The sequence below is a fragment of the Bisbaumannia salifodinae genome, assembly GCF_055388505.1.
In genome coordinates this window covers 4,136,376-4,153,812 of the sequence record NZ_AP043781.1, presented here as the reverse complement: position 1 = coordinate 4,153,812, position 17,437 = coordinate 4,136,376, and the positions used below count along the sequence as shown (strand labels likewise).

General features: G+C 64.1%; 15 protein-coding genes. 7 read left to right on the top strand and 8 right to left on the bottom strand.

Annotation, left to right across the window (positions count from 1 at the left end):
• Window positions 1–69: 69 nt before the first annotated feature.
• The 3 genes from ACZ5EF_RS19425 to ACZ5EF_RS19415 form a co-directional block, all read right to left on the bottom strand.
• The gene (locus tag ACZ5EF_RS19425; protein ID WP_346060921.1) at window positions 70–1,116 is read right to left on the bottom strand and encodes a TRAP transporter substrate-binding protein; all 1,047 of its coding nucleotides are present in this window, start codon (window positions 1,114–1,116) and stop codon (window positions 70–72) included.
• Between the two features lie 84 nt (window positions 1,117–1,200).
• Window positions 1,201–2,487 (bottom strand): TRAP transporter large permease, encoded by a 1,287-nt coding sequence (locus ACZ5EF_RS19420; protein ID WP_346060922.1) that lies wholly within the window; start codon window positions 2,485–2,487, stop codon window positions 1,201–1,203.
• 9 nt (window positions 2,488–2,496) lie between these two features.
• Window positions 2,497–3,009, bottom strand: coding sequence for a TRAP transporter small permease (locus ACZ5EF_RS19415; RefSeq protein WP_346060923.1), 513 nt, complete (start codon window positions 3,007–3,009; stop codon window positions 2,497–2,499).
• A 448-nt stretch (window positions 3,010–3,457) separates the two neighbouring features.
• On the opposite strand from ACZ5EF_RS19415, the gene ACZ5EF_RS19410 reads away from it, so the two are divergent.
• Window positions 3,458–4,366 (top strand): DMT family transporter, encoded by a 909-nt coding sequence (locus ACZ5EF_RS19410; RefSeq protein WP_346060924.1) that lies wholly within the window; start codon window positions 3,458–3,460, stop codon window positions 4,364–4,366.
• A gap of 18 nt (window positions 4,367–4,384) precedes the next feature.
• On the opposite strand, the gene ACZ5EF_RS19405 is transcribed toward ACZ5EF_RS19410, so the two are convergent.
• The 4 genes from ACZ5EF_RS19405 to ACZ5EF_RS19390 all read right to left on the bottom strand — a co-directional run bounded on the left by ACZ5EF_RS19405 (window position 4,385) and on the right by ACZ5EF_RS19390 (window position 9,150).
• Entirely contained in the window at window positions 4,385–5,263 is an 879-nt protein-coding gene (locus tag ACZ5EF_RS19405) for a MurR/RpiR family transcriptional regulator (RefSeq protein WP_346060925.1), read from the bottom strand.
• A gap of 186 nt (window positions 5,264–5,449) precedes the next feature.
• A complete protein-coding gene (locus ACZ5EF_RS19400; protein ID WP_346060926.1) occupies window positions 5,450–6,913 on the bottom strand; it encodes an NCS1 family nucleobase:cation symporter-1 in 1,464 nt (487 codons plus the stop codon).
• Between the two features lie 71 nt (window positions 6,914–6,984).
• A complete protein-coding gene (locus tag ACZ5EF_RS19395; RefSeq protein WP_346060927.1) occupies window positions 6,985–8,343 on the bottom strand; it encodes an NCS1 family transporter in 1,359 nt (452 codons plus the stop codon).
• A gap of 60 nt (window positions 8,344–8,403) precedes the next feature.
• On the bottom strand, window positions 8,404–9,150 hold the full coding sequence (locus ACZ5EF_RS19390) for an aspartate/glutamate racemase family protein (protein ID WP_346060928.1): 747 nt from the start codon (window positions 9,148–9,150) through the stop codon (window positions 8,404–8,406).
• A gap of 427 nt (window positions 9,151–9,577) precedes the next feature.
• Here ACZ5EF_RS19390 and ACZ5EF_RS19385 point away from each other — a divergent pair, with 427 nt between their 5' ends.
• The gene (locus tag ACZ5EF_RS19385) at window positions 9,578–10,249 is read left to right on the top strand and encodes an aspartate/glutamate racemase family protein (protein ID WP_346060929.1); all 672 of its coding nucleotides are present in this window, start codon (window positions 9,578–9,580) and stop codon (window positions 10,247–10,249) included.
• Window positions 10,250–10,367: 118 nt separating this feature from the next.
• Window positions 10,368–11,303, top strand: a complete 936-nt coding sequence (puuE, locus tag ACZ5EF_RS19380; RefSeq protein ID WP_346060930.1) for an allantoinase PuuE — start codon at window positions 10,368–10,370, stop codon at window positions 11,301–11,303.
• Between the two features lie 99 nt (window positions 11,304–11,402).
• On the opposite strand, the gene ACZ5EF_RS19375 is transcribed toward puuE, so the two are convergent.
• On the bottom strand, window positions 11,403–12,845 hold the full coding sequence (locus tag ACZ5EF_RS19375; RefSeq protein WP_346060931.1) for a YfcC family protein: 1,443 nt from the start codon (window positions 12,843–12,845) through the stop codon (window positions 11,403–11,405).
• A 324-nt stretch (window positions 12,846–13,169) separates the two neighbouring features.
• On the opposite strand from ACZ5EF_RS19375, the gene ACZ5EF_RS19370 reads away from it, so the two are divergent.
• The 4 genes from ACZ5EF_RS19370 (at window position 13,170) to hyi (ending at window position 17,407) form a co-directional block, all read left to right on the top strand.
• Complete coding sequence (locus ACZ5EF_RS19370) at window positions 13,170–14,021, top strand: bifunctional allantoicase/(S)-ureidoglycine aminohydrolase (RefSeq protein ID WP_346060932.1); 852 nt, start codon at window positions 13,170–13,172, stop codon at window positions 14,019–14,021.
• 17 nt (window positions 14,022–14,038) lie between these two features.
• A complete protein-coding gene (locus ACZ5EF_RS19365; RefSeq protein ID WP_346060933.1) occupies window positions 14,039–14,527 on the top strand; it encodes an ureidoglycolate lyase in 489 nt (162 codons plus the stop codon).
• A 262-nt stretch (window positions 14,528–14,789) separates the two neighbouring features.
• Window positions 14,790–16,565: a glyoxylate carboligase gene (gene gcl / locus ACZ5EF_RS19360; RefSeq protein WP_346060934.1), complete on the top strand. Its 1,776-nt coding sequence runs from the start codon at window positions 14,790–14,792 to the stop codon at window positions 16,563–16,565.
• Window positions 16,566–16,630: 65 nt separating this feature from the next.
• Window positions 16,631–17,407, top strand: a complete 777-nt coding sequence (gene hyi / locus ACZ5EF_RS19355) for a hydroxypyruvate isomerase (protein WP_346060935.1) — start codon at window positions 16,631–16,633, stop codon at window positions 17,405–17,407.
• Window positions 17,408–17,437 lie beyond the last annotated feature (30 nt).

The following is a 17,437-nucleotide window of genomic DNA, read 5'->3' as shown; positions in this document are numbered from 1 at the left end:
AGCCGGCATGAGCCGACTGGCATGGTGATGGTTCCCGTGTCCGTTGTGCCCTGGATGTCGGGTCGGAGGTCACTGCTGGGCGGCGTTCGCTTCCTCGATGGAAGACAGCATCGCCTCGAGCAGGGCGACTCCCTCCTCGCCGTATGTTTCCTCGATGACCCGGCGCACGGCCGGCTGGGCCGAGGCGGCGAAGATCTCACGCTGCTCCGGCGTGATGGTGTTGACCTCCATGGACTCGGCCAGCCTGGGCAGGCCCTGGTCGGAGGCCTCGATGATCCGGGACATGGCGCGGCCGGCGTCGACGGCGACCTCGGAGGCCCAGTCGATGATGCGCTGATGCTCCTCGGGCAGGCCGTCGTAGAAGTCCTGGTTGATGAACCACACGTAGGGGGTGATCAGGTGATTGCTGATCGTCAGGTAGTCCTGAACCTCGTCGAACTTGGCGAAGGCGGTCTGCTGGATGGGGTTCATCTGGCCATCGGCGACGCCGGTCTGCAGGGCGGTATACACCTCCGCCCAGGCGAGGGGAGTGGCTTGAGACCCCATTGAATTGATCATGGCCTCGTGGGTGGGCAGGGTCATCGTTCTGATGCGCAGTCCGTCCATGTCCTCGGGTGAGGTGATGGGACGCTGGGAGTTGGTGAACTGGAAGAAGCCGCCACTGTCCAGCAAGCCGAGCACTTTCAGCCCGGTCTCCTCGTGGATGTCTTCGGCCAGCATCTGGCCGAACTCGCTCTCCAGGGAGATGACCTCGCTGGCCACGCCGATGTTCGGGAAGGCGAAGGGGATGTCGAACACACCGATCCTCGGGTAATGTTCGGCCACGCCGCCGGCGGTGGAGATCGAGGATTCGATGATGCCTTGGCGCACCTGGGCGATCGCCTCCGCATCCTTGCCGAGCTGGCCGGCCGGATAGATGGTCACCTCGATATCACCGTTACTCGCGGTCTCGACGAGTTGCTTGAACACCGCCGACAGGGCGCCGGCGTTGCTGGCCATGGTTTCCGGCGGGTTGACGTGGGCGATGCGCATGGTCGTCTCGGCGGCCATGGCCGCCGTGGAGATGCCCAGGGCCAGGCCGAGGCCGGAGAGGGTAGTGGTAACCCGTGCTTTCATGATGTTTCTCCTGTGGTGTTGTTGTTGTGCGATGCATGGTGGGTGGAGATCCCCCCATCCGCGTTCGGGGGGCAGCGTCGTGGCCTAGTTGGCCAGCCCCAGGAGGCGGGGTATCGTCAGGGCGATTGGTTCCCAGTAGGCCACGGCGATCAGCACGCCGATCTCGACGACGATGAAGGGCCACAGGGATTTGGTGATTGCCTCGATACGTTCGCCGGTGACCGATGCCAGGACGAACAGGCAGGCGCCGACCGGTGGTGTCATGAGCGAGATGGTCAGGGCAAGGATGATGATCATGCCGGCGTGCACCGGCTCGAGGCCGATGGTCAGGGTCAGGGGGCCGAGCACGGGCGCCAGGATGATCAGGGCGGCGTTGATGTCCATGAACAGGCCGATGACCAGCAGCAGGGCGATGATCATGGCGACGATGGCGGCCGGGCTGTCCGAAATGGACAGGAAGCCGGCGGCGATCAGCTGGGGGATCTGGTTGAAGGTCATCCACCAGCCGAGAATGGTCGCCGACGCGATGATCAGGAAGATCACCCCGGTGATCAGCGCCGTGCGCGCCAGCATCTCGTACAGGTCCTTCCAGGTGATGTTGCGATAGATCACTCCGCCCACCACCAGCGCATAGAGTACGGCCAGGGCCGCGGCCTCGGTGGGCGTGGTGATCCCGGTCAGGATGGCGCCGAGGATGAACACCGGGAGGATCAGGGCCAGTAGGCTGCCGCGGAACTCCTTGAGGATGAGGGTCAGGCTGGGCCGCTGATCGGACTTGGGCAGTCCCAGGCGACGCCCGGTGGCGGCGATCAGGCACATGCATACCAGGCACAGCAGCAAGCCCGGGATGATGCCGGCGGCGAACAGTCCGGCGATGGACACCCCCATCAGGGAGCCATAGATGATGGCCAGGGTGGAAGGCGGGATGATCGGACCGATGATCGAGCCCGCTGCAGTTACCGCGCAGGCATAGGGGCCGGTGTAGCCCGCCTTCTTCATCGCCGGGACCAGGGTGTTGCCGAAGGCCGCCGCATCCGCCGTGGCCGAGCCGGTGAGGCCGGCGAAGAGCACCGAGGCCAGCATGTTGGAATGGGCCATCCCACCGCGAAGCCAGCCCACCAGGGACTGGGCGAAATTGACCAGGTTCAGGGTCAGGCCGGAGCGGTTCATGATTTCGCCGGCGAGGATGAAGAAGGGCATGGCGAGAAACGGGAACAGGTTGAGCCCCGAGAAGAACCTGTCCGGCACCATGGCCAGGAAATGGCCGCCGCCCATGTCGATGATGCCGATCAGGCCGGCCACGCCCAGCACGATGCCCACCGGCATGCCGAGTATCAAGAGTCCGAAGAAAACGATGGCTACGATAATCATGACGTTACCTCAGGCTCGTTCTGCCGCGGGGTGCGGGTCGGGGGCGAAGAAGTCGTAGATGGCGACCATCACGAATTGCAGGCAGGCCAGGCCAGAGGCGACGGGAATGATGATGTAGGGATAGCCCCGGGGCATGCCGAAGATCATGGTCAACTGCGAGAATCCGCGTTCCACGTAGCCCAGGCCATAGACGAACATGAAGGCGAAGAAGGCGAAGCCGATCACGTCGAAGCTCAGGGCCAGGAATTTACGCATTGGGCGCGGGAAACGGTCGAACAGGACGAGCACGCCGACGTGCTGCCGGTAGCAGATGCCGGTCGAGATGGCAAGGAGCGCGACCCAGATCATCAGGTAGCGGGCCAGTTCCTCCGTGAAGGTGAGATTCCAGGGCAGGACGTAACGGGCCAGGATCCCCAGCCATACATCGAGAACCAGCACGATCACCAGGGCCACGCACAACCGCTCGACCCAGCGGTTGAGGGACCGGCTCATTGCCAGCGCCTTGAAGCTGACCTTTTTCACCGTTCTCCTCCTCGGACACGACGGGGGTACGCCGGGACCTTTTGGTTGTTGTTGTAGCTTCAGGTTTAAAACATGGATTTCGTATTGTCAATAAACTTGGTCTTGAAGTTTCAGTATCGTTCCAGCTCCCTTGCGGGCAGTGTCGTGCTCGCCAAAGCGAGAGAGAAGATTGTTAACTATATGACATATAAAATGTTTAACTTCTCATGTGAATTTGTATACGAAGATTTTTGGGATGTGGCTTTCAGTGAGCGGCAATTGGTATACGAAAACTGTTGAAACAGTAATTTCTGTATTCGGCATCATTGAAACTATAGTACTGTCAGGGATGATTACCCTTGCTGTCCCGTCGCTCCGGGATCGGAGGGATGATGAAACCGTCACCAGGGGAGCCCCGGCTGTCGGCAGCGGCCGGGCTGACTGGGTTGGTCACCAGGGGAGGGACAGGATGCAGGACGAGTCGAGTCAACGCGCCCGGATTTGGCAGGGAGGACTGCTGGCACTGCTCGCCACCACGATCTGGGCGGGCAACTTCGTTGCCGCTCGGGCCGCTTCGGCCAGCATCGACCCCATCGCTCTCACCTTCCTGCGTTGGAGCCTGGCCACGGCATTGCTATTGCCGTTCGTGGCGAACCGTTTGCTTGCGGCTCGGCGGGCTCTGGCAGTGAGCTGGAAAGGGATCGTGGTGGCCTCCTTCTTCGGTATCACCGCCTTCAATACCAGTGTCTATATTGCCGGGAACTATATCGGTGCCACCCATATGTCCCTGGTGAACGCAGCCGCACCGATCCTCATCCTCTTGCTGTCGGTGATGCTCCTCGGGGAGCGGGTGTCCTGGGTGGGCATCCTGGGCATGCTGCTGGCGGCGGGTGGCATCCTGTTGTCTGCGCGGGATGGGGGCTCCGCCGACCTGAGCGTGGACACGGGGCGTGGGCTGGGTTGGATGACCCTGGCGGCCAGTTGTTTCGCGATCTACACGGTGATGTTTCGGCGGTTACTGGCGGGGCTTCCCTTCATGGTACTGGTCGGGAGTTCCTTCCTGACGGGAACGTTGCTGCTGCTGCCGTTGTTCGCTTGGCGAGTTGCCGTTGTAGGCATGCCGGAATGGAGTGGCCAGAACCTCTTTCTCATCGGCTACGCGGGCATCGCGGCGTCACTGGTGGCGTTCGTCTGCTGGAACCGGGCCGTGGCCCTCATCGGTGCCGCTCAGGCTGGGTATGTCTATTATCTGGTGCCGTTCCTGAGTGCGGCGCTCTCGGTCGTCTTCCTCGGTGAATTGCCGGGCTCCTGGACGCTGGTCGCCGCCCCCCTGGTGATACTGGGCATCGTGCTCGCGGTCCGCGATGGACGGCGCTAGTCGCCGAGGGGACACCGGTTAGTCGAAGTCACGGACCTGCTCGTGGGCGATCTCGATGTCCTCCAGGCGAATGCGGCCCGACTTGCCGGTCAGTCGCACTGCCTGGACGCTGAGGTAGTGAATGAGCCCCATAGGGCCGACATAGGTATGGAAGAGGAAGCTGCTCGAGATGTCGCAGCTGAGCGTCCAGGTGGCGACGGGTTTCTTGTCGCTGGACAGGGAGTCCGTCAGATAGAGCACGGGCACCCCTCGCTCATGGGCGGCGTGCATGACGCGCTCTAGCTCCGGGACACGGCGACGCATGCCCACCGCGATCAGGAGATCATCTTCTCCGAACTCCGTGACATGCTCGCCGAATGTTTCCCCGGGGTGGGGAAGCAGGTGAACCTGCTGCCGGAACTGAATGAACTGCCAGCGTGCATAGGCGGCCATGAAATAGCTGTTTCGAAAGCCGACCAGCCAGATGCGTCGCGCCTCGACGATGCGGTGCAGGGCGGCCTCGATGTCCGCCTCATCCAGTTGCTCGAAGGTCCGCGTCAGGGCTGCGACATGGTCGCTCAGGAAGGACTGGCTCTCCGAGGGCAGTGGCGACGAGTCCTGTTGACGCTCATGCAGATAGATCGGTGAGCCCCATTGCTTGATGTCGCGGACCAGGCGGCGAGCCTCCTCGAAGTTGGTAAAGCCTAACCGCTTGAAGAGCCGCGAAGCGGCAGCCTTGGACACTCCCGCAAGCTTGGCCAGCTCGGTGGCGTTATAGGCCGACAGCTCACCCGGGAAATCGAGGATCAGCTCGGCGAGCTTGCGTTCGCTGGAGGGTAACTCGGAGAGGTGCTCCTGGATCCTGGCTTCCAGGGAACGGGGTCTTTCCGGGGGGGTCGGGGCCTTGTCGTTCATCATCGGTCCTCTTGGCAGCGAGGCGTTGTGGCGCGTCATGCGATTGCCGTGGGAGATGGCATCACGCCCGTCCTTTCCTCAAACTAACACAGAAGCGCCGCCCCTGAAATTTCAATTTCAGGGGCGGCGACTAACGTGGCTGCCTGATTGGACCGGGTTCGCCGTGTACCCTGCGCGAACGGGTTGGTCTCATTCCGCTAAGCGAGCGCCTTGCGTCGTAGTGCTGTGGCCACGCATCAGCAGATAGTAGAAGAGTCCGCCCAGGGCGGCACCCAGCAGCCAACCATAGCCGTTGAGGTCGGAGAGCGCCGGCACGATCACCGTGGAGATCGAGAACAGCGCCGCGCCGCCGAAGGCGATCAGGGCGCGCTGGTTCCAGCCCTTGAGGTAGTAATAGGCGGTGCCCTCCTTGGAGGAGAAGAGGTCCTGCATATTCAGGTGCTGGCGCTTGATCAGGTAGTAGTCCGCCACGATGATGCCGTAGAAGGGCGCGACGATGGCGCCCAGGGCGTTGACGAAGCCCGGTACGCCGATCTGGCTGATCACCGAGACCCACAGGGCGCCGACGAAGAAGGCCACCCCGGCGGTGATCAGGCCACCGACCTTGAAGCTGATCTTGCTGGGGAAGAGGTTGGCCAGGTCATAGGCCGGCGGGATGAAGTTGGCCACTAGGTTAATGCCCACGGTGGCGGCGAAGAAGGTCAGGGCGGCGACGATGGTCAGCGGCAGGGAGTCGACCCGCTCGACGATATCCGCCGGATTGGTCAGCGCCTCGCCGAACAGCACCAGGGTGCCGGCGGTGATGATCAGGGCGATAAAGGAGAAGAAGGCCACGTTGAGCGGCAGGCCCAGCAGGTTGCCGAGCTTCATCTGGCGCTCGCTCTTCACGAAGCGGGTGAAGTCGCCGAAGTTGATCACCACGGCGGCGAAGTAGGCGACCATGGTGCCGACGATGGCCAGGAAGGCCGCCACGGCGCTGCCGCTATCCTCGCCATCGGCGCTGAAGATGGTGCTCACCGCGGGCAGCAAGTCGCTGCCGGCCTGAACCCAGACCACGATCATCAGCACCACCATCACCACATAGACCAGCGGGCCGGCCCAGTTGAGGAAGTGCTTGATGCGCTCGATGCCCTGCCAGAAGATCGCGATCTGGAACAGCCAGACGATCACGAAGGCCAGCCAGGCCACCCCGGAGAGGCCCAGGAAGGTGCCGCCGTTACCGGCGCCGAACAGGGCGGTGATCAGCAGCGCCACCGCCGTGGAGGCGAAGTAGGTCTGCACCCCGTACCAGAAGATGCCGATGATGGCGCGCAGCAGGGCCGGCAGGTTGGCGCCGCGCACCCCCATGCTGGCCCGCACCATCACCGGGAAGGGGATGCCGTACTTGACGCTGGGCTTGCCGGTCAGATTGACCAGGAACATCACGATCACCCCGGCCAGGATGATCGCCGTCATCACCGCCCAGCCATTCAGGCCGTAGGCTAGGAACAGCGAGGCCGCCAGGGTATAGCCGAACAGGCTCTGGATGTCGTTGGACCACACATTGAAGATCTCGAAGGCCCCCCAGTTGCGGTCCTTGTGCTTCAGCGGGGCGAGATCCTCGTTATAGAGGCTCGGATCGATCGTCTGGATATCCAGATCGCTCTCTTTCATCGGGGTCACCATTTGTCATTGTGGGAGAGGCGGCTCGCCCGGACCTGGTCGGGCGAGCCGTCTTGCCGGACTTACTGGCGGAAGCGCTGGCAGGGCGCCCAGTGGTTCATCAGCAGGTAGTAGGTGACGCCGGCGGGGATCAGGCTGGCGTACCAGGAGATGGCCGAGAAGCTTAGGGCGGCGGCAATACCCACGACGGTGGCGATCAGCGCCGCATAGTTGACGCCCTGATAGGGGCCGTTCTCATCATACAGCTTGTCCAGGTCCAGGGTGCGGCGGCGAATCAGGAAGTAGTCCACTACCAGGATAGCGAAGATCGGCCCCAGGAAGGCGGAGTAGGTCTGCACGAAGAGCTGCAGGCCGGCCGCGGAGTCCGGTTGCACCAGCTTCCAGGGGAAGGTGGCGAAGGCCAGCAGACCCACCAGGATGGTGGCGGTGCGGAACTTCATCTTGAACACGTCCATCAGCACATAGGTCGGCGGCACCACGTTGTTGAGCACATTGGTGGTGACCTGGGCGAAGGCGATAAACAGCAGGGTGGTCATCAGCAGCGGGGTGTTGTCCACCGCATTGGCGAACACCTGGATGGGGTCGGCGGTGCCGGTGGCCTCGGAGACCATGAAGCCGATCAGGCCCATGAACAGGGTGCAGGGCAGGATCGACATGGCGTAGATGGTGGTCAGCAGGCCGGTGCCGGTGCCCTTCTTGTGCTCCCGGGAGTAGTCGCTGACGTTGAGCATCATGGTGCTGTAGATGCCCAGGAAGAGCATGGTGGCGCCCCAGAAGGGCAGGCCCCAGGAGCCTTCCATGGTCAGCAGGTTGGCGGAGAGCTCGTCACCGTAGCGCTGCACCGTGGCGTAGAACATGTAGGTGAGAGAGGCGAGGATAAAGGCGCTGCCGATATTCTCTAGCCACTTGATGCCCTGGAAGCCCATTACCGACAGGCCGATCTGCAGGAACTGGAAGGTGATGAAGTAGAAGATCAGGTTGTCGAAGCCGAACAGGGTCGCCGAGACCATGTTCAGGGCGCCGGCGCCGATCCAGCTCTGGAAGCCGTACCAGACGATGGCCGGCACCGCCCGCACCAGGCCGGGCAGCCGGGTGCCGGCGAAGCCGAAGGCGCCGCGGGCCTGGACCATAAAGGGGATGCCGTACTTGTAGCCGGCGGCACCGTTCAGGGCCAGGGCGATGCCGATCACGAAGCAGCCGATGGCGATGGCCATCGTGGCCTGGATCAGGTTCAGCGTGCCCACTACGCTGGAGCCCATGGCGAAGGTGCCGATGGAGACGCAGCCGCCGAACCAGGCCAGGAAGTAGGAGGCGCGCCCCATGATCCGGGTCTGCTGGGGCGCCAGGGATTCCTCGCCGGGAGCCTTGGTGGCGTCGTGGGTGGGCATGGCCTCGGCCTGCAGGGAGTCACTCTTGTTCATGATAGTGTCCTCGCGATGGGTGGACGGTTGTTGTTGTGTCGTCGCCGGGAATCAGGGGCATCACTGCCGTGGCATCAGCCCCGAGAAGTGTTCGAAACGGCCGGTGAAGGCCTTGGGCCGCGGGAAGGCCAGGTCGCCATGCTTGCTGGTGCCCAGCCCCAGGCCCACCAGGGCCTCGGCCAGCTTGACCGCCGCGGTGACCCCTTCCACCACCGGCAGGCCGACGGCCTCGGTGATCTCCTCGGTCAGGTCCGCCATGCCGCCACAGCCCAGCACGATGGCGCCGATGCCATCCTCGTCCCTGGCTCGGCGTCCCTCGTCGATAATGCGTACCAGGGCGGCATCGCCGTCCTCCTCCAGGTCGAGCACCGGAATCTCCGCCGCCCGCACCCGCCGGCAGTGGTGGGCGAAGCCATACTGGGCCAGCAGATGCTCGGCGATGATGGCGGTGCGCCCCAGGGTGGTAACCACCGAGAAACGGGTGCTGATCAGGCTGGCCATATGGAAGGCCGCCTCGGCGATGCCGATCACCGGGGCCCGGGTCAGCTCGCGGGCCGCCAGCAGCCCCGGGTCACCGAAGCAGGCGATGATATAGGCGTCGGTGCCCTCCCGCTCACCGGCCAGGACCTCCTCCTGGACCCCCACCGCGGCCACCGCCTCGTCGAAGTGGCTCTCGATGGAGACCGGCCCGGCATCGGGTTGGGTGGCGATGATCCGGGTGCCGGGGGCGGCGATACGCGTCGCCGCCTCGCCGATCGTGGCGGTCATGCCGGCGGTGGTATTGGGATTGATCAGGCGTAGCTGCATGGGGGGACTCCGGGGCTTGTGAACAAGGAATTATTGTTTTGTACACAAAATAGAACCGCTTTGCCCAGACCGCAAGCCGAAAGAGGATCTTGCTGTTTTTCCTTTATATATATTTTAAAACAGAGCGTTATCGCCTATTTGCTAAGTTTTATTAGACAATTTGCGGCTAGACTTAGGTCGCAATTGACCCGAGTTTCCCTCAGTGTCGACCAGTGATCATGGATAATGTATACAGTTTGTTGTATCCAATGTCTCCAGCCGCTCGACGCCGGCCGCGGCCGTGTCTCGGCCCGGCATATCCCGTGCTATCGGGCCGTGGTGATAAAAAATTGCTTGAAATTTTTGTATACAAAGATCAATCCTAGAAGGGTGGCTATGCCGTGATGCATGCCGGTGAGTCACTGGAGCATAGAGAGAGGAGAGAGTGATGCGCCTGCTGCTGCTCAATGGCAATAGCAATGCCGCCATGACCGCGGCCATGGCCAGCCGCGCCCGGCACTGGCTGGGCGAAGCGGTGACGGTCGTCGAGGAGACCGCCGAGGAGGGCGTGCCCTATATCGGCTCGCGGCGGGATTGCGCGCTGACCGCGGCCAGCACCCTGCGGCGGGTGGAGGCGCGCCTGGCGCAGGGCGAGGCGGAGGTGGACGCCATCCTGCTGGCCTGCTTCGGCGAGCCGGGCCTGGCGGCGGTGCGCGAGGTCAGCCCGGTGCCGGTGCTGGGCATGCTGGAGGCCGCGGTGCTCAGCGCCCTGCAGTTGGGCGAGCGCTTCGCCATTATCACCCCGGGGGCTCGCTGGCCGCGGATGATCGAGGAGCACCTGCATGCCCTGGGGGTCTCCCATCACTGCCTGGAGATCGTGCCGGTGGTGATCGACGACCTGGCGCTGCCCGCCCAGCGGGAGGCGGGACGCAAGCGGGTCGCCGAGGCCCTGGAGGGCTTGCGGCAGCGCTGCGCGCCGCCGGTGGTGATCATCGGCGGGGCGGCCTTCGCCGGCCTGGCCCGGGAGCTGCCGGCCCCCGAGGGGGGCCGCCTGCTGGATGCCTTCGATGCGGCCCTGGCCCAGTCCCTGGCGCTGATGTGTCTGGGGGGCCAGAGATAGCCTCCCGGGACTTGCAAGCCAGCTGGATACACTCTATCTTCTAATTGTATACATAAACTGTCGCTCGCTTCTGTCCCCCGAAGGCCGAGCCGACGCAGAACAATCAGGAAGGTCAGCCATGAGCGTAACGCCTAACAGCGACTATCCCCGTGACCTGATCGGCTACGGCCGTGATCCGGTGCACGCCAACTGGCCCGGCAAGGCCAGGATCGCCGTGCAGTTCGTCCTCAACTACGAAGAGGGCGGCGAGAACTGCGTGCTGCACGGCGACAGCCACTCCGAGAAGTTCCTCTCCGAGATCGTCGGCGCCGAGGCCTACCCGGAGCGCCACCTGAGCATGGAGTCGATCTACGAGTACGGCTCCCGGGCCGGCGTCTGGCGCATCCTCAAGGAGTTCGAGCGCCGCGGCCTGCCGCTGACCGTGTTCGGCGTCGCCATGGCCCTGGAGCGCAACCCGGAAGTGGCCCAGGCCTTCAAGGAGCTGGGCCACGAGATCGCCTGTCACGGCCTGCGCTGGATCCACTACCAGAACGTGCCGGAGAGCGTCGAGCGCGAGCATATGCAGCGCGCCATCGAGATCTTCCAGAGCCTCTACGGCGAGAAGCCGCTGGGCTGGTATACCGGCCGCGACAGCCCCAACACCCGTCGCCTGGTGCTCGACGAGGGTTCCTTCCTCTACGACAGCGACTACTACGGCGACGACCTGCCGTTCTGGACCACCGATCGCGACAGCCAGGGCGAGGCCCGTTCCCACCTGGTGGTGCCCTACACCCTGGACACCAACGATATGCGCTTCGCCACGCCCCAGGGCTTCAACACCGGCGACCACTTCTTCAGCTACCTGCGTGACGCCTTCGACGTGCTCTACGCGGAGGGCGAGGAGGCGCCGAAGATGCTCTCCATCGGCATGCACTGTCGCCTGCTGGGGCGCCCGGGCCGCTTCCGCGCCCTGCAGCGCTTCCTCGACCATATCGAGGCCCACGACCGGGTCTGGGTCACGCGCCGCGTGGATATCGCCCGCCACTGGGCCGAGCAGCACCCGGCAAGCCGCTGAGGCCGACTCCCGATGATGGCGTCCCCCACAACCCACATGCCCCGCCCGGCGGGGCCGGGCGGGGCATGTGGGTGGGACGGGGAGCGAGGCGTCTGGCGATCAGCCAACCCACTGGGTGGCCTGGGCGAAGGCCAGGAAACCCAGGGCGATCAGTACCCAGAGGCAGAACAGCGGGAAGAAGAATTTCACCCACTTCTGCCAGGGCACGCCGGCGATGGCCAGGGTGGCCATGAAGTAACCGGAGGTTGGGTAGAGGATATTGCCCATGCCGTCGCCGAGCTGATAGGCGAGTACCGCGGTCTGGCGGGTCACGCCGATCAGGTCGGAAAGCGGTGCCATGATCGGCATGGTGACCAGGGCCTGACCGCTGCCGGAGGGCACCACGAAGTTGAAGGCGAGCTGAGCGAAGTACATGCCGATGGCGGAGAGCAGCGAGGGCAGCTCGCCGACCAGGCTGCCGAGGCCCATGACCAGGGTGTCCATGATCTGGCCGCCTTCCAGGACGACGGCCACGCCGCGGGCCACGCCGGCGATCATCGCCCCCACCAGCACATCGCGGAAGCCTTTGTTGAAGGCCTCGCAGATGTCTTCGGTGGTCAGGCCGGCGATCATGCCCACGACGATGCCCATGACGATAAACAGGCCCGCCATCTCCATCATGAACCAGCCCTGGCGCAGTACGCCGTAGACCAGGATGCCGAAGAAGGCGAAGGTGGCGATGGCGGCCAGCGTCTGACGGCCGTTGGCGGTCAGGGCGCCCTCGTCGTCGGCATGCAGGTAGAGGCGGCGCTTCTCCGCTTCGCCCTCGTCGTCGGCCATCAGGCCGAGGCTGGGATTGTCACGCACCTTGCGGGCATAGCGCATCACGAAGAAGATGCCCGCGCCGAGTACCACGGCGAAGGCGGCGGCGCGCAGGCCGAACCCCGAGTAGAGGGGCAGGTCGGAGAGCTGCTGGCCGAGGCCGGTATTGATGGGATTGAGGATGCCGGTGGAGAAGCCGGCCGTGGTGGCGCACAGGGCCACGGCGGCGGCGGTCACCGAGTCGAAGCGCAGGGCGATCATCAGCGGCAGGATCACCGGCACGTAGACCAGGGCGAGCTCCTGGGTACCGATGATGGTCGCCACCACGGCAAACACCGTCATCAGCACCGGAATCATCAGCAGGCTCTGGTTGGCGAAGCGCCGGCTCAGCTTGTCGACGCCGATCTCGATGATGCCGGTACGACGCAGCACCATGAACATGCCACCGATCATAAAGGTGAAGAACACCACCTCGCCGGCGCTCATCAGGCCATTGGGTATGGCCAGCATGAAATCGACGATGCCGGCGGGGTTCGAGTCCACGTACTGGAAAGACTCGGCATCGATGGTGATGCGTCCATTGGGCCCGGGGATGCGCTCGAATTGGCCGGCCGGAACGAAGTGAGTGGCGACCGCCGCCAGGGCGATAAAGATCACCAGAATCACGTAGATATGCGGGATGCGCCAGCCGGATGGCTTGGTGGCTGTCGCCTTGGTCGCGCTGGAAGAGGGTTCGGACATGATATTGCCTCATTTTGTTGTTTCTTGAGGTGTACTCGAGTGCATACGGGTTCGTGCACTCCGAGGGGGCGCTTCTGCGTCGCTCCCTTCCCCAGGTAGCCACTGGGCTACTCTGGAGTGGGGCAGTGGGCCAATCCGTTATGGCTAATCTTGTATACGGACTATTTGCGGCCCTTGCCTTGACTTCGATTGAAGCTTAAATTGGAAATAGTTTCCAGAGATTTTTTGCCGCGATCTGCCGACCCGGCGGCGCGGCTCGAATACAACCGCCGGGTGCCTGTTGCATCACAGAGAGCGGTTAATCCCAACCAACGAGGACACACCATGGCTCGTAATACCTATTACGCTCCCCAGGGCGGCCATCCGCCCCAGACCCAGCTGCTCTCCGATCGCGCCGTCTTCACCGAGGCCTACGCCATCATTCCCAAGGGCGTGCTGCGGGACATCGTCGCCAGCTACCTGCCGTTCTGGGAGAACACCCGCCTGTGGGTGTTGTCGCGTCCGATGACCGGCTTCTCCGAGACCTTCTCCCAGTACATCGTGGAAGTCTCTCCCGGTGGCGGCAGCAACAAGCCGGAGCTGGACGAGGGCGCCGAGGGCGTGCTCTTCGTGGTCGAGGGCGAGATGGTGCTGACCCTGGGCGGCGAGAGGCATGTGATGCAGCCGGGCGGCTACGCCTTTATTCCGCCGGGCAGCGACTGGACCCTGCGCAACGAGAGCGATGCCGCGGTGCGTTTCCACTGGATCCGCAAGGCCTACGAGTTCGTCGAGGGCATCGAGGCGCCGGAGGCCTTCGTCACCAACGAGAACGATGTCGAGCCGATCGCCATGCCGGACACCGACGAGAAGTGGGTGACCACCCGTTTCGTCGACCAGTCCGATATGCGTCACGACATGCACGTCAATATCGTCACCTTCCAGCCCGGCGGCGTGATCCCCTTCGACGAGACCCACGTCATGGAGCACGGCCTCTATGTGCTCGAGGGCAAGGCGGTCTATCACCTCAACCAGGAGTGGGTCGAGGTGGAAGCCGGTGACTACATGTGGCTGCGCGCCTTCTGCCCGCAGGCCTGCTATGCCGGTGGCCCGGGACCGTTCCGCTACCTGCTCTACAAGGACGTCAACCGTCATATGAAGCTCAATGCCTCCGCCGCCTACCGCGGCCTGCAGCGTTGAGCCGCGAGGAGAGCCCGATGCTGGAACTCACAGCCGAACCCTTGACGCGGGAGGCCTTCGCCCCCTTCGGTGACGTCATCGACACCCGGGGCGCCGACTTCTTCCCCATCAACGCCGGGCGCACCAAGCGCTATCACGACCTGGCCAAGGTGGAGACCCTGGGCGAGGAGGCCCGGGCGCTGATCAGCATCTTCGTCAGCCAGCCGGTGGAGGTGCCCCTGACCCTCGACTTCCTGGAGCGTCACCCCCAGGGCAGCCAGGCCTTCGTGCCGCTGCACGAGGAGCGCTTCCTGGTGGTGGTGGCCCCGCCGGGGGACCAGATCGACCCGGCCCGGGTGCGCGCCTTCGTCACCGACGGCCGCCAGGGCGTCAACTACCGCGCCGGGACCTGGCACGCCATCCAGTCGGTGCTGGAGCGTGAGGGCGAGTTCCTGGTGGTCGACCGGGGCGGCGCCGGCAACAACTGCGACGAGCACCCGCTGGCGGTTCGCGTCACCCTGGACTGAGCGCCTCTCTAGCTAGCCTCGAAGGGCCGGCGGGACTTCCCGTCGGCCCCTTCGGCGTGCCCGGAATTCGTCCGCGAAATGATATCTGAAAATTCATTTTCATGGAAAATTCTGTGGCTTTAAGTTTCTGATTAAAAATGGCTTTTCATTGTGTCTATGTTTTTTGTGGAAATGTCTTCCATAAAATATTGACAGCGCAGCGGCGCCCGCCTACCTTGAATGGCAAGAACCCTGATTACCGTGTCACCGAGGAGGAATCGTCGTGGCCAAGATGACCGCAGCAGAAGCCGCCGTTCACGTTTTGAAGAAAGAGGGCGTCGATATCGCCTTCGGCGTGCCCGGCGCCGCCATCAACCCCTTCTATGCCGCCCTGCGCAAGGTCGGCGGCGTGGATCACGTCCTGGCTCGCCACGTCGAGGGCGCCTCGCACATGGCCGAGGGCTACACCCGCACCAAGGCCGGTAATATCGGCGTGTGCATCGGCACCTCCGGCCCCGCCGGCACCGACATGATCACCGGCCTCTACTCCGCCAGCGCCGACTCCATTCCGATCCTCTGCATCACTGGCCAAGCGCCGCGGGCCAAGCTGCACAAGGAAGACTTCCAGGCGGTCAACATCCAGGAGATCGCCGGTCCGGTCACCAAGTGGGCGATCACCGTGCTGGAGCCGGCCCAGGTGCCGCGCGCCTTCCAGCAGGCCTTCCACCTGATGCGCTCCTCGCGCCCGGGTCCGGTGCTGCTCGACCTGCCCATCGACGTGCAGATGAGCGAGATCGAGTTCGATCCGGACACCTATGAGCCGCTGCCGGCCTACAAGCCCGCCGCGACCCGCGCCCAGGCTGAGAAGGCCCTGGAGCTGCTCAACGCCTCCGAGCGGCCGCTGCTGGTCTCCGGTGGCGGCGTGATCAACGCCGACGCCAGCGACCTGCTCACCGAGTTCGCCGAGCTCACCGGGGTGCCGGTCATCCCGACCCTGATGGGCTGGGGCACCATCCCCGACGACCATCCGCTGATGGCGGGCATGGTGGGCCTGCAGACCTCCCATCGTTATGGCAACGCCACCATGCTGGCCTCCGACTTCGTGATGGGTATCGGTAACCGTTGGGCCAACCGCCACACCGGTGAGATCTCCACCTACACCGAAGGCCGCAAGTTCGTTCACGTGGACATCGAGCCGACCCAGGTCGGTCGCATCTTCGGCCCGGACTACGGCATCGTCTCCGACGCCAAGGCGGCCCTGGAGCTGTTCATCGAGGTGGCCAAGGAGTGGAAGGCGGAAGGCAAGCTGAAGAACCGCAGCCAGTGGGCCGAGGAGTGCCAGGAGCGCAAGCGCACCCTGCTGCGCAAGACTCACTTCGACGACGTGCCGGTCAAGCCCCAGCGCGTCTACGAAGAGATGAACAAGGTGTTCGGCAAGAACACCCGCTACGTCAGCACCATCGGCCTGTCGCAGATCGCCGGCGCCCAGTTCCTGCACGTCTACAAGCCGCGCCACTGGATCAATTGTGGTCAGGCCGGCCCGCTGGGCTGGACCATTCCGGCCGCCCTGGGCGTGTGCCGCGCCGATCCGGACGCCGAAGTCGTCGCCCTCTCCGGTGACTACGACTTCCAGTTCATGGTCGAGGAGCTGGCCGCGGGCGCCCAGTTCAAGCTGCCCTACATCCATGTGCTGGTGAACAACTCCTACCTGGGGCTGATTCGCCAGGCCCAGCGCGGCTTCGACATGGACTACTGCGTGCAGCTCTCCTTCGAGAACATCAACTGCCCGGAGATCAACGACTACGGCGTCGATCACGTCTCCGTGGTGGAGGGCCTGGGCTGCAAGGCGCTGCGCGTCACCCAGCCCGAGGACATCGCCCCGGCCTTCGAGGAAGCGCGCAGGCTGATGGCCGAATACCGGGTCCCGGTAGTGGTCGAGGTGATCCTCGAGCGGGTCACCAATATCGCCATGGGCACCGACCTGGGCGGCGTCAACGAGTTCGAGGCCCTGGCCGAGAATCAGGAAGATGCGCCGACCTCCATCGCCTCTTTGACCTAAAGTAGACGGCACCCCGCCGCCTTCGGGCGGCGGTTCCGGAAACCCGTTTCAAACAGGAGCCGACCATGCCCAAGTTTGCCGCCAACCTCAGCATGCTGTTTACCGAGGTGGATTTCCTCGACCGCTTCGAGGCCGCCGCCAAGGCCGGCTTCCAGGGCGTCGAGTACCTCTTCCCCTATGACTTCACCGCCGACGAGATCAAGCAGCGCCTGGACGCCAATGGCCTGACCCAGGTGCTCTTCAACCTGCCGGCCGGTGACTGGGGCGCCGGCGAGCGCGGCATCGCCTGTCACCCGGATCGCGTGGAAGAGTTTCGCGCCGGCGTCGATAAGGCGATCGAGTACGCCAAGGTCCTCGGCAACACCCAGGTCAACTGCCTGGCCGGCATCAAGCCGCAGGGCGTCAGCGACGACCAGGCCCGCCAGACCCTGGTGGAGAACCTGCGCTTCGCCGCCGAGAAGCTCGAGGCCGCCGGCATCCGCCTGATCGCCGAGCCGATCAACACCCGCGATATCCCCGGCTTCTTCCTCAACGGCACCGAGCAGGCGCTGGCGATCTTCGACGAAGTGGGCAGCCGCAACCTCGAGCTGCAGTACGACATCTATCACATGCAGATCATGGAAGGGGATCTGGCCCCGACCATGGAGAAGCACCTGGCACGCATCGCCCATGTGCAGCTCGCCGATAACCCGGGCCGTCACGAGCCGGGCACCGGCGAGATCAACTATCCCTTCCTGTTCGCCCACCTCGACCGTCTCGGTTACGACGGCTGGATCGGCTGCGAATACAAGCCCAAGACCACCACCGTGGAAGGCCTGGGCTGGCTGGATAGCGTGCGCTAAGCGCTGTTCGACGACAGGACACGAGAAGGA

Coding starts and splice junctions, on each gene's coding strand:
- ACZ5EF_RS19425 (WP_346060921.1), bottom strand. CDS start 1,116: ATGAAAGCACGGGTTACCACTACCCTCTCCGGCCTCGGCCTGGCCCTG.
- ACZ5EF_RS19420 (WP_346060922.1), bottom strand. CDS start 2,487: ATGATTATCGTAGCCATCGTTTTCTTCGGACTCTTGATACTCGGCATG.
- ACZ5EF_RS19410 (WP_346060924.1), top strand. CDS start 3,458: ATGCAGGACGAGTCGAGTCAACGCGCCCGGATTTGGCAGGGAGGACTG.
- ACZ5EF_RS19405 (WP_346060925.1), bottom strand. CDS start 5,263: ATGATGAACGACAAGGCCCCGACCCCCCCGGAAAGACCCCGTTCCCTG.
- ACZ5EF_RS19400 (WP_346060926.1), bottom strand. CDS start 6,913: ATGAAAGAGAGCGATCTGGATATCCAGACGATCGATCCGAGCCTCTAT.
- ACZ5EF_RS19395 (WP_346060927.1), bottom strand. CDS start 8,343: ATGAACAAGAGTGACTCCCTGCAGGCCGAGGCCATGCCCACCCACGAC.
- ACZ5EF_RS19390 (WP_346060928.1), bottom strand. CDS start 9,150: ATGCAGCTACGCCTGATCAATCCCAATACCACCGCCGGCATGACCGCC.
- ACZ5EF_RS19385 (WP_346060929.1), top strand. CDS start 9,578: ATGCGCCTGCTGCTGCTCAATGGCAATAGCAATGCCGCCATGACCGCG.
- puuE (WP_346060930.1), top strand. CDS start 10,368: ATGAGCGTAACGCCTAACAGCGACTATCCCCGTGACCTGATCGGCTAC.
- ACZ5EF_RS19375 (WP_346060931.1), bottom strand. CDS start 12,845: ATGTCCGAACCCTCTTCCAGCGCGACCAAGGCGACAGCCACCAAGCCA.
- ACZ5EF_RS19370 (WP_346060932.1), top strand. CDS start 13,170: ATGGCTCGTAATACCTATTACGCTCCCCAGGGCGGCCATCCGCCCCAG.
- ACZ5EF_RS19365 (WP_346060933.1), top strand. CDS start 14,039: ATGCTGGAACTCACAGCCGAACCCTTGACGCGGGAGGCCTTCGCCCCC.
- hyi (WP_346060935.1), top strand. CDS start 16,631: ATGCCCAAGTTTGCCGCCAACCTCAGCATGCTGTTTACCGAGGTGGAT.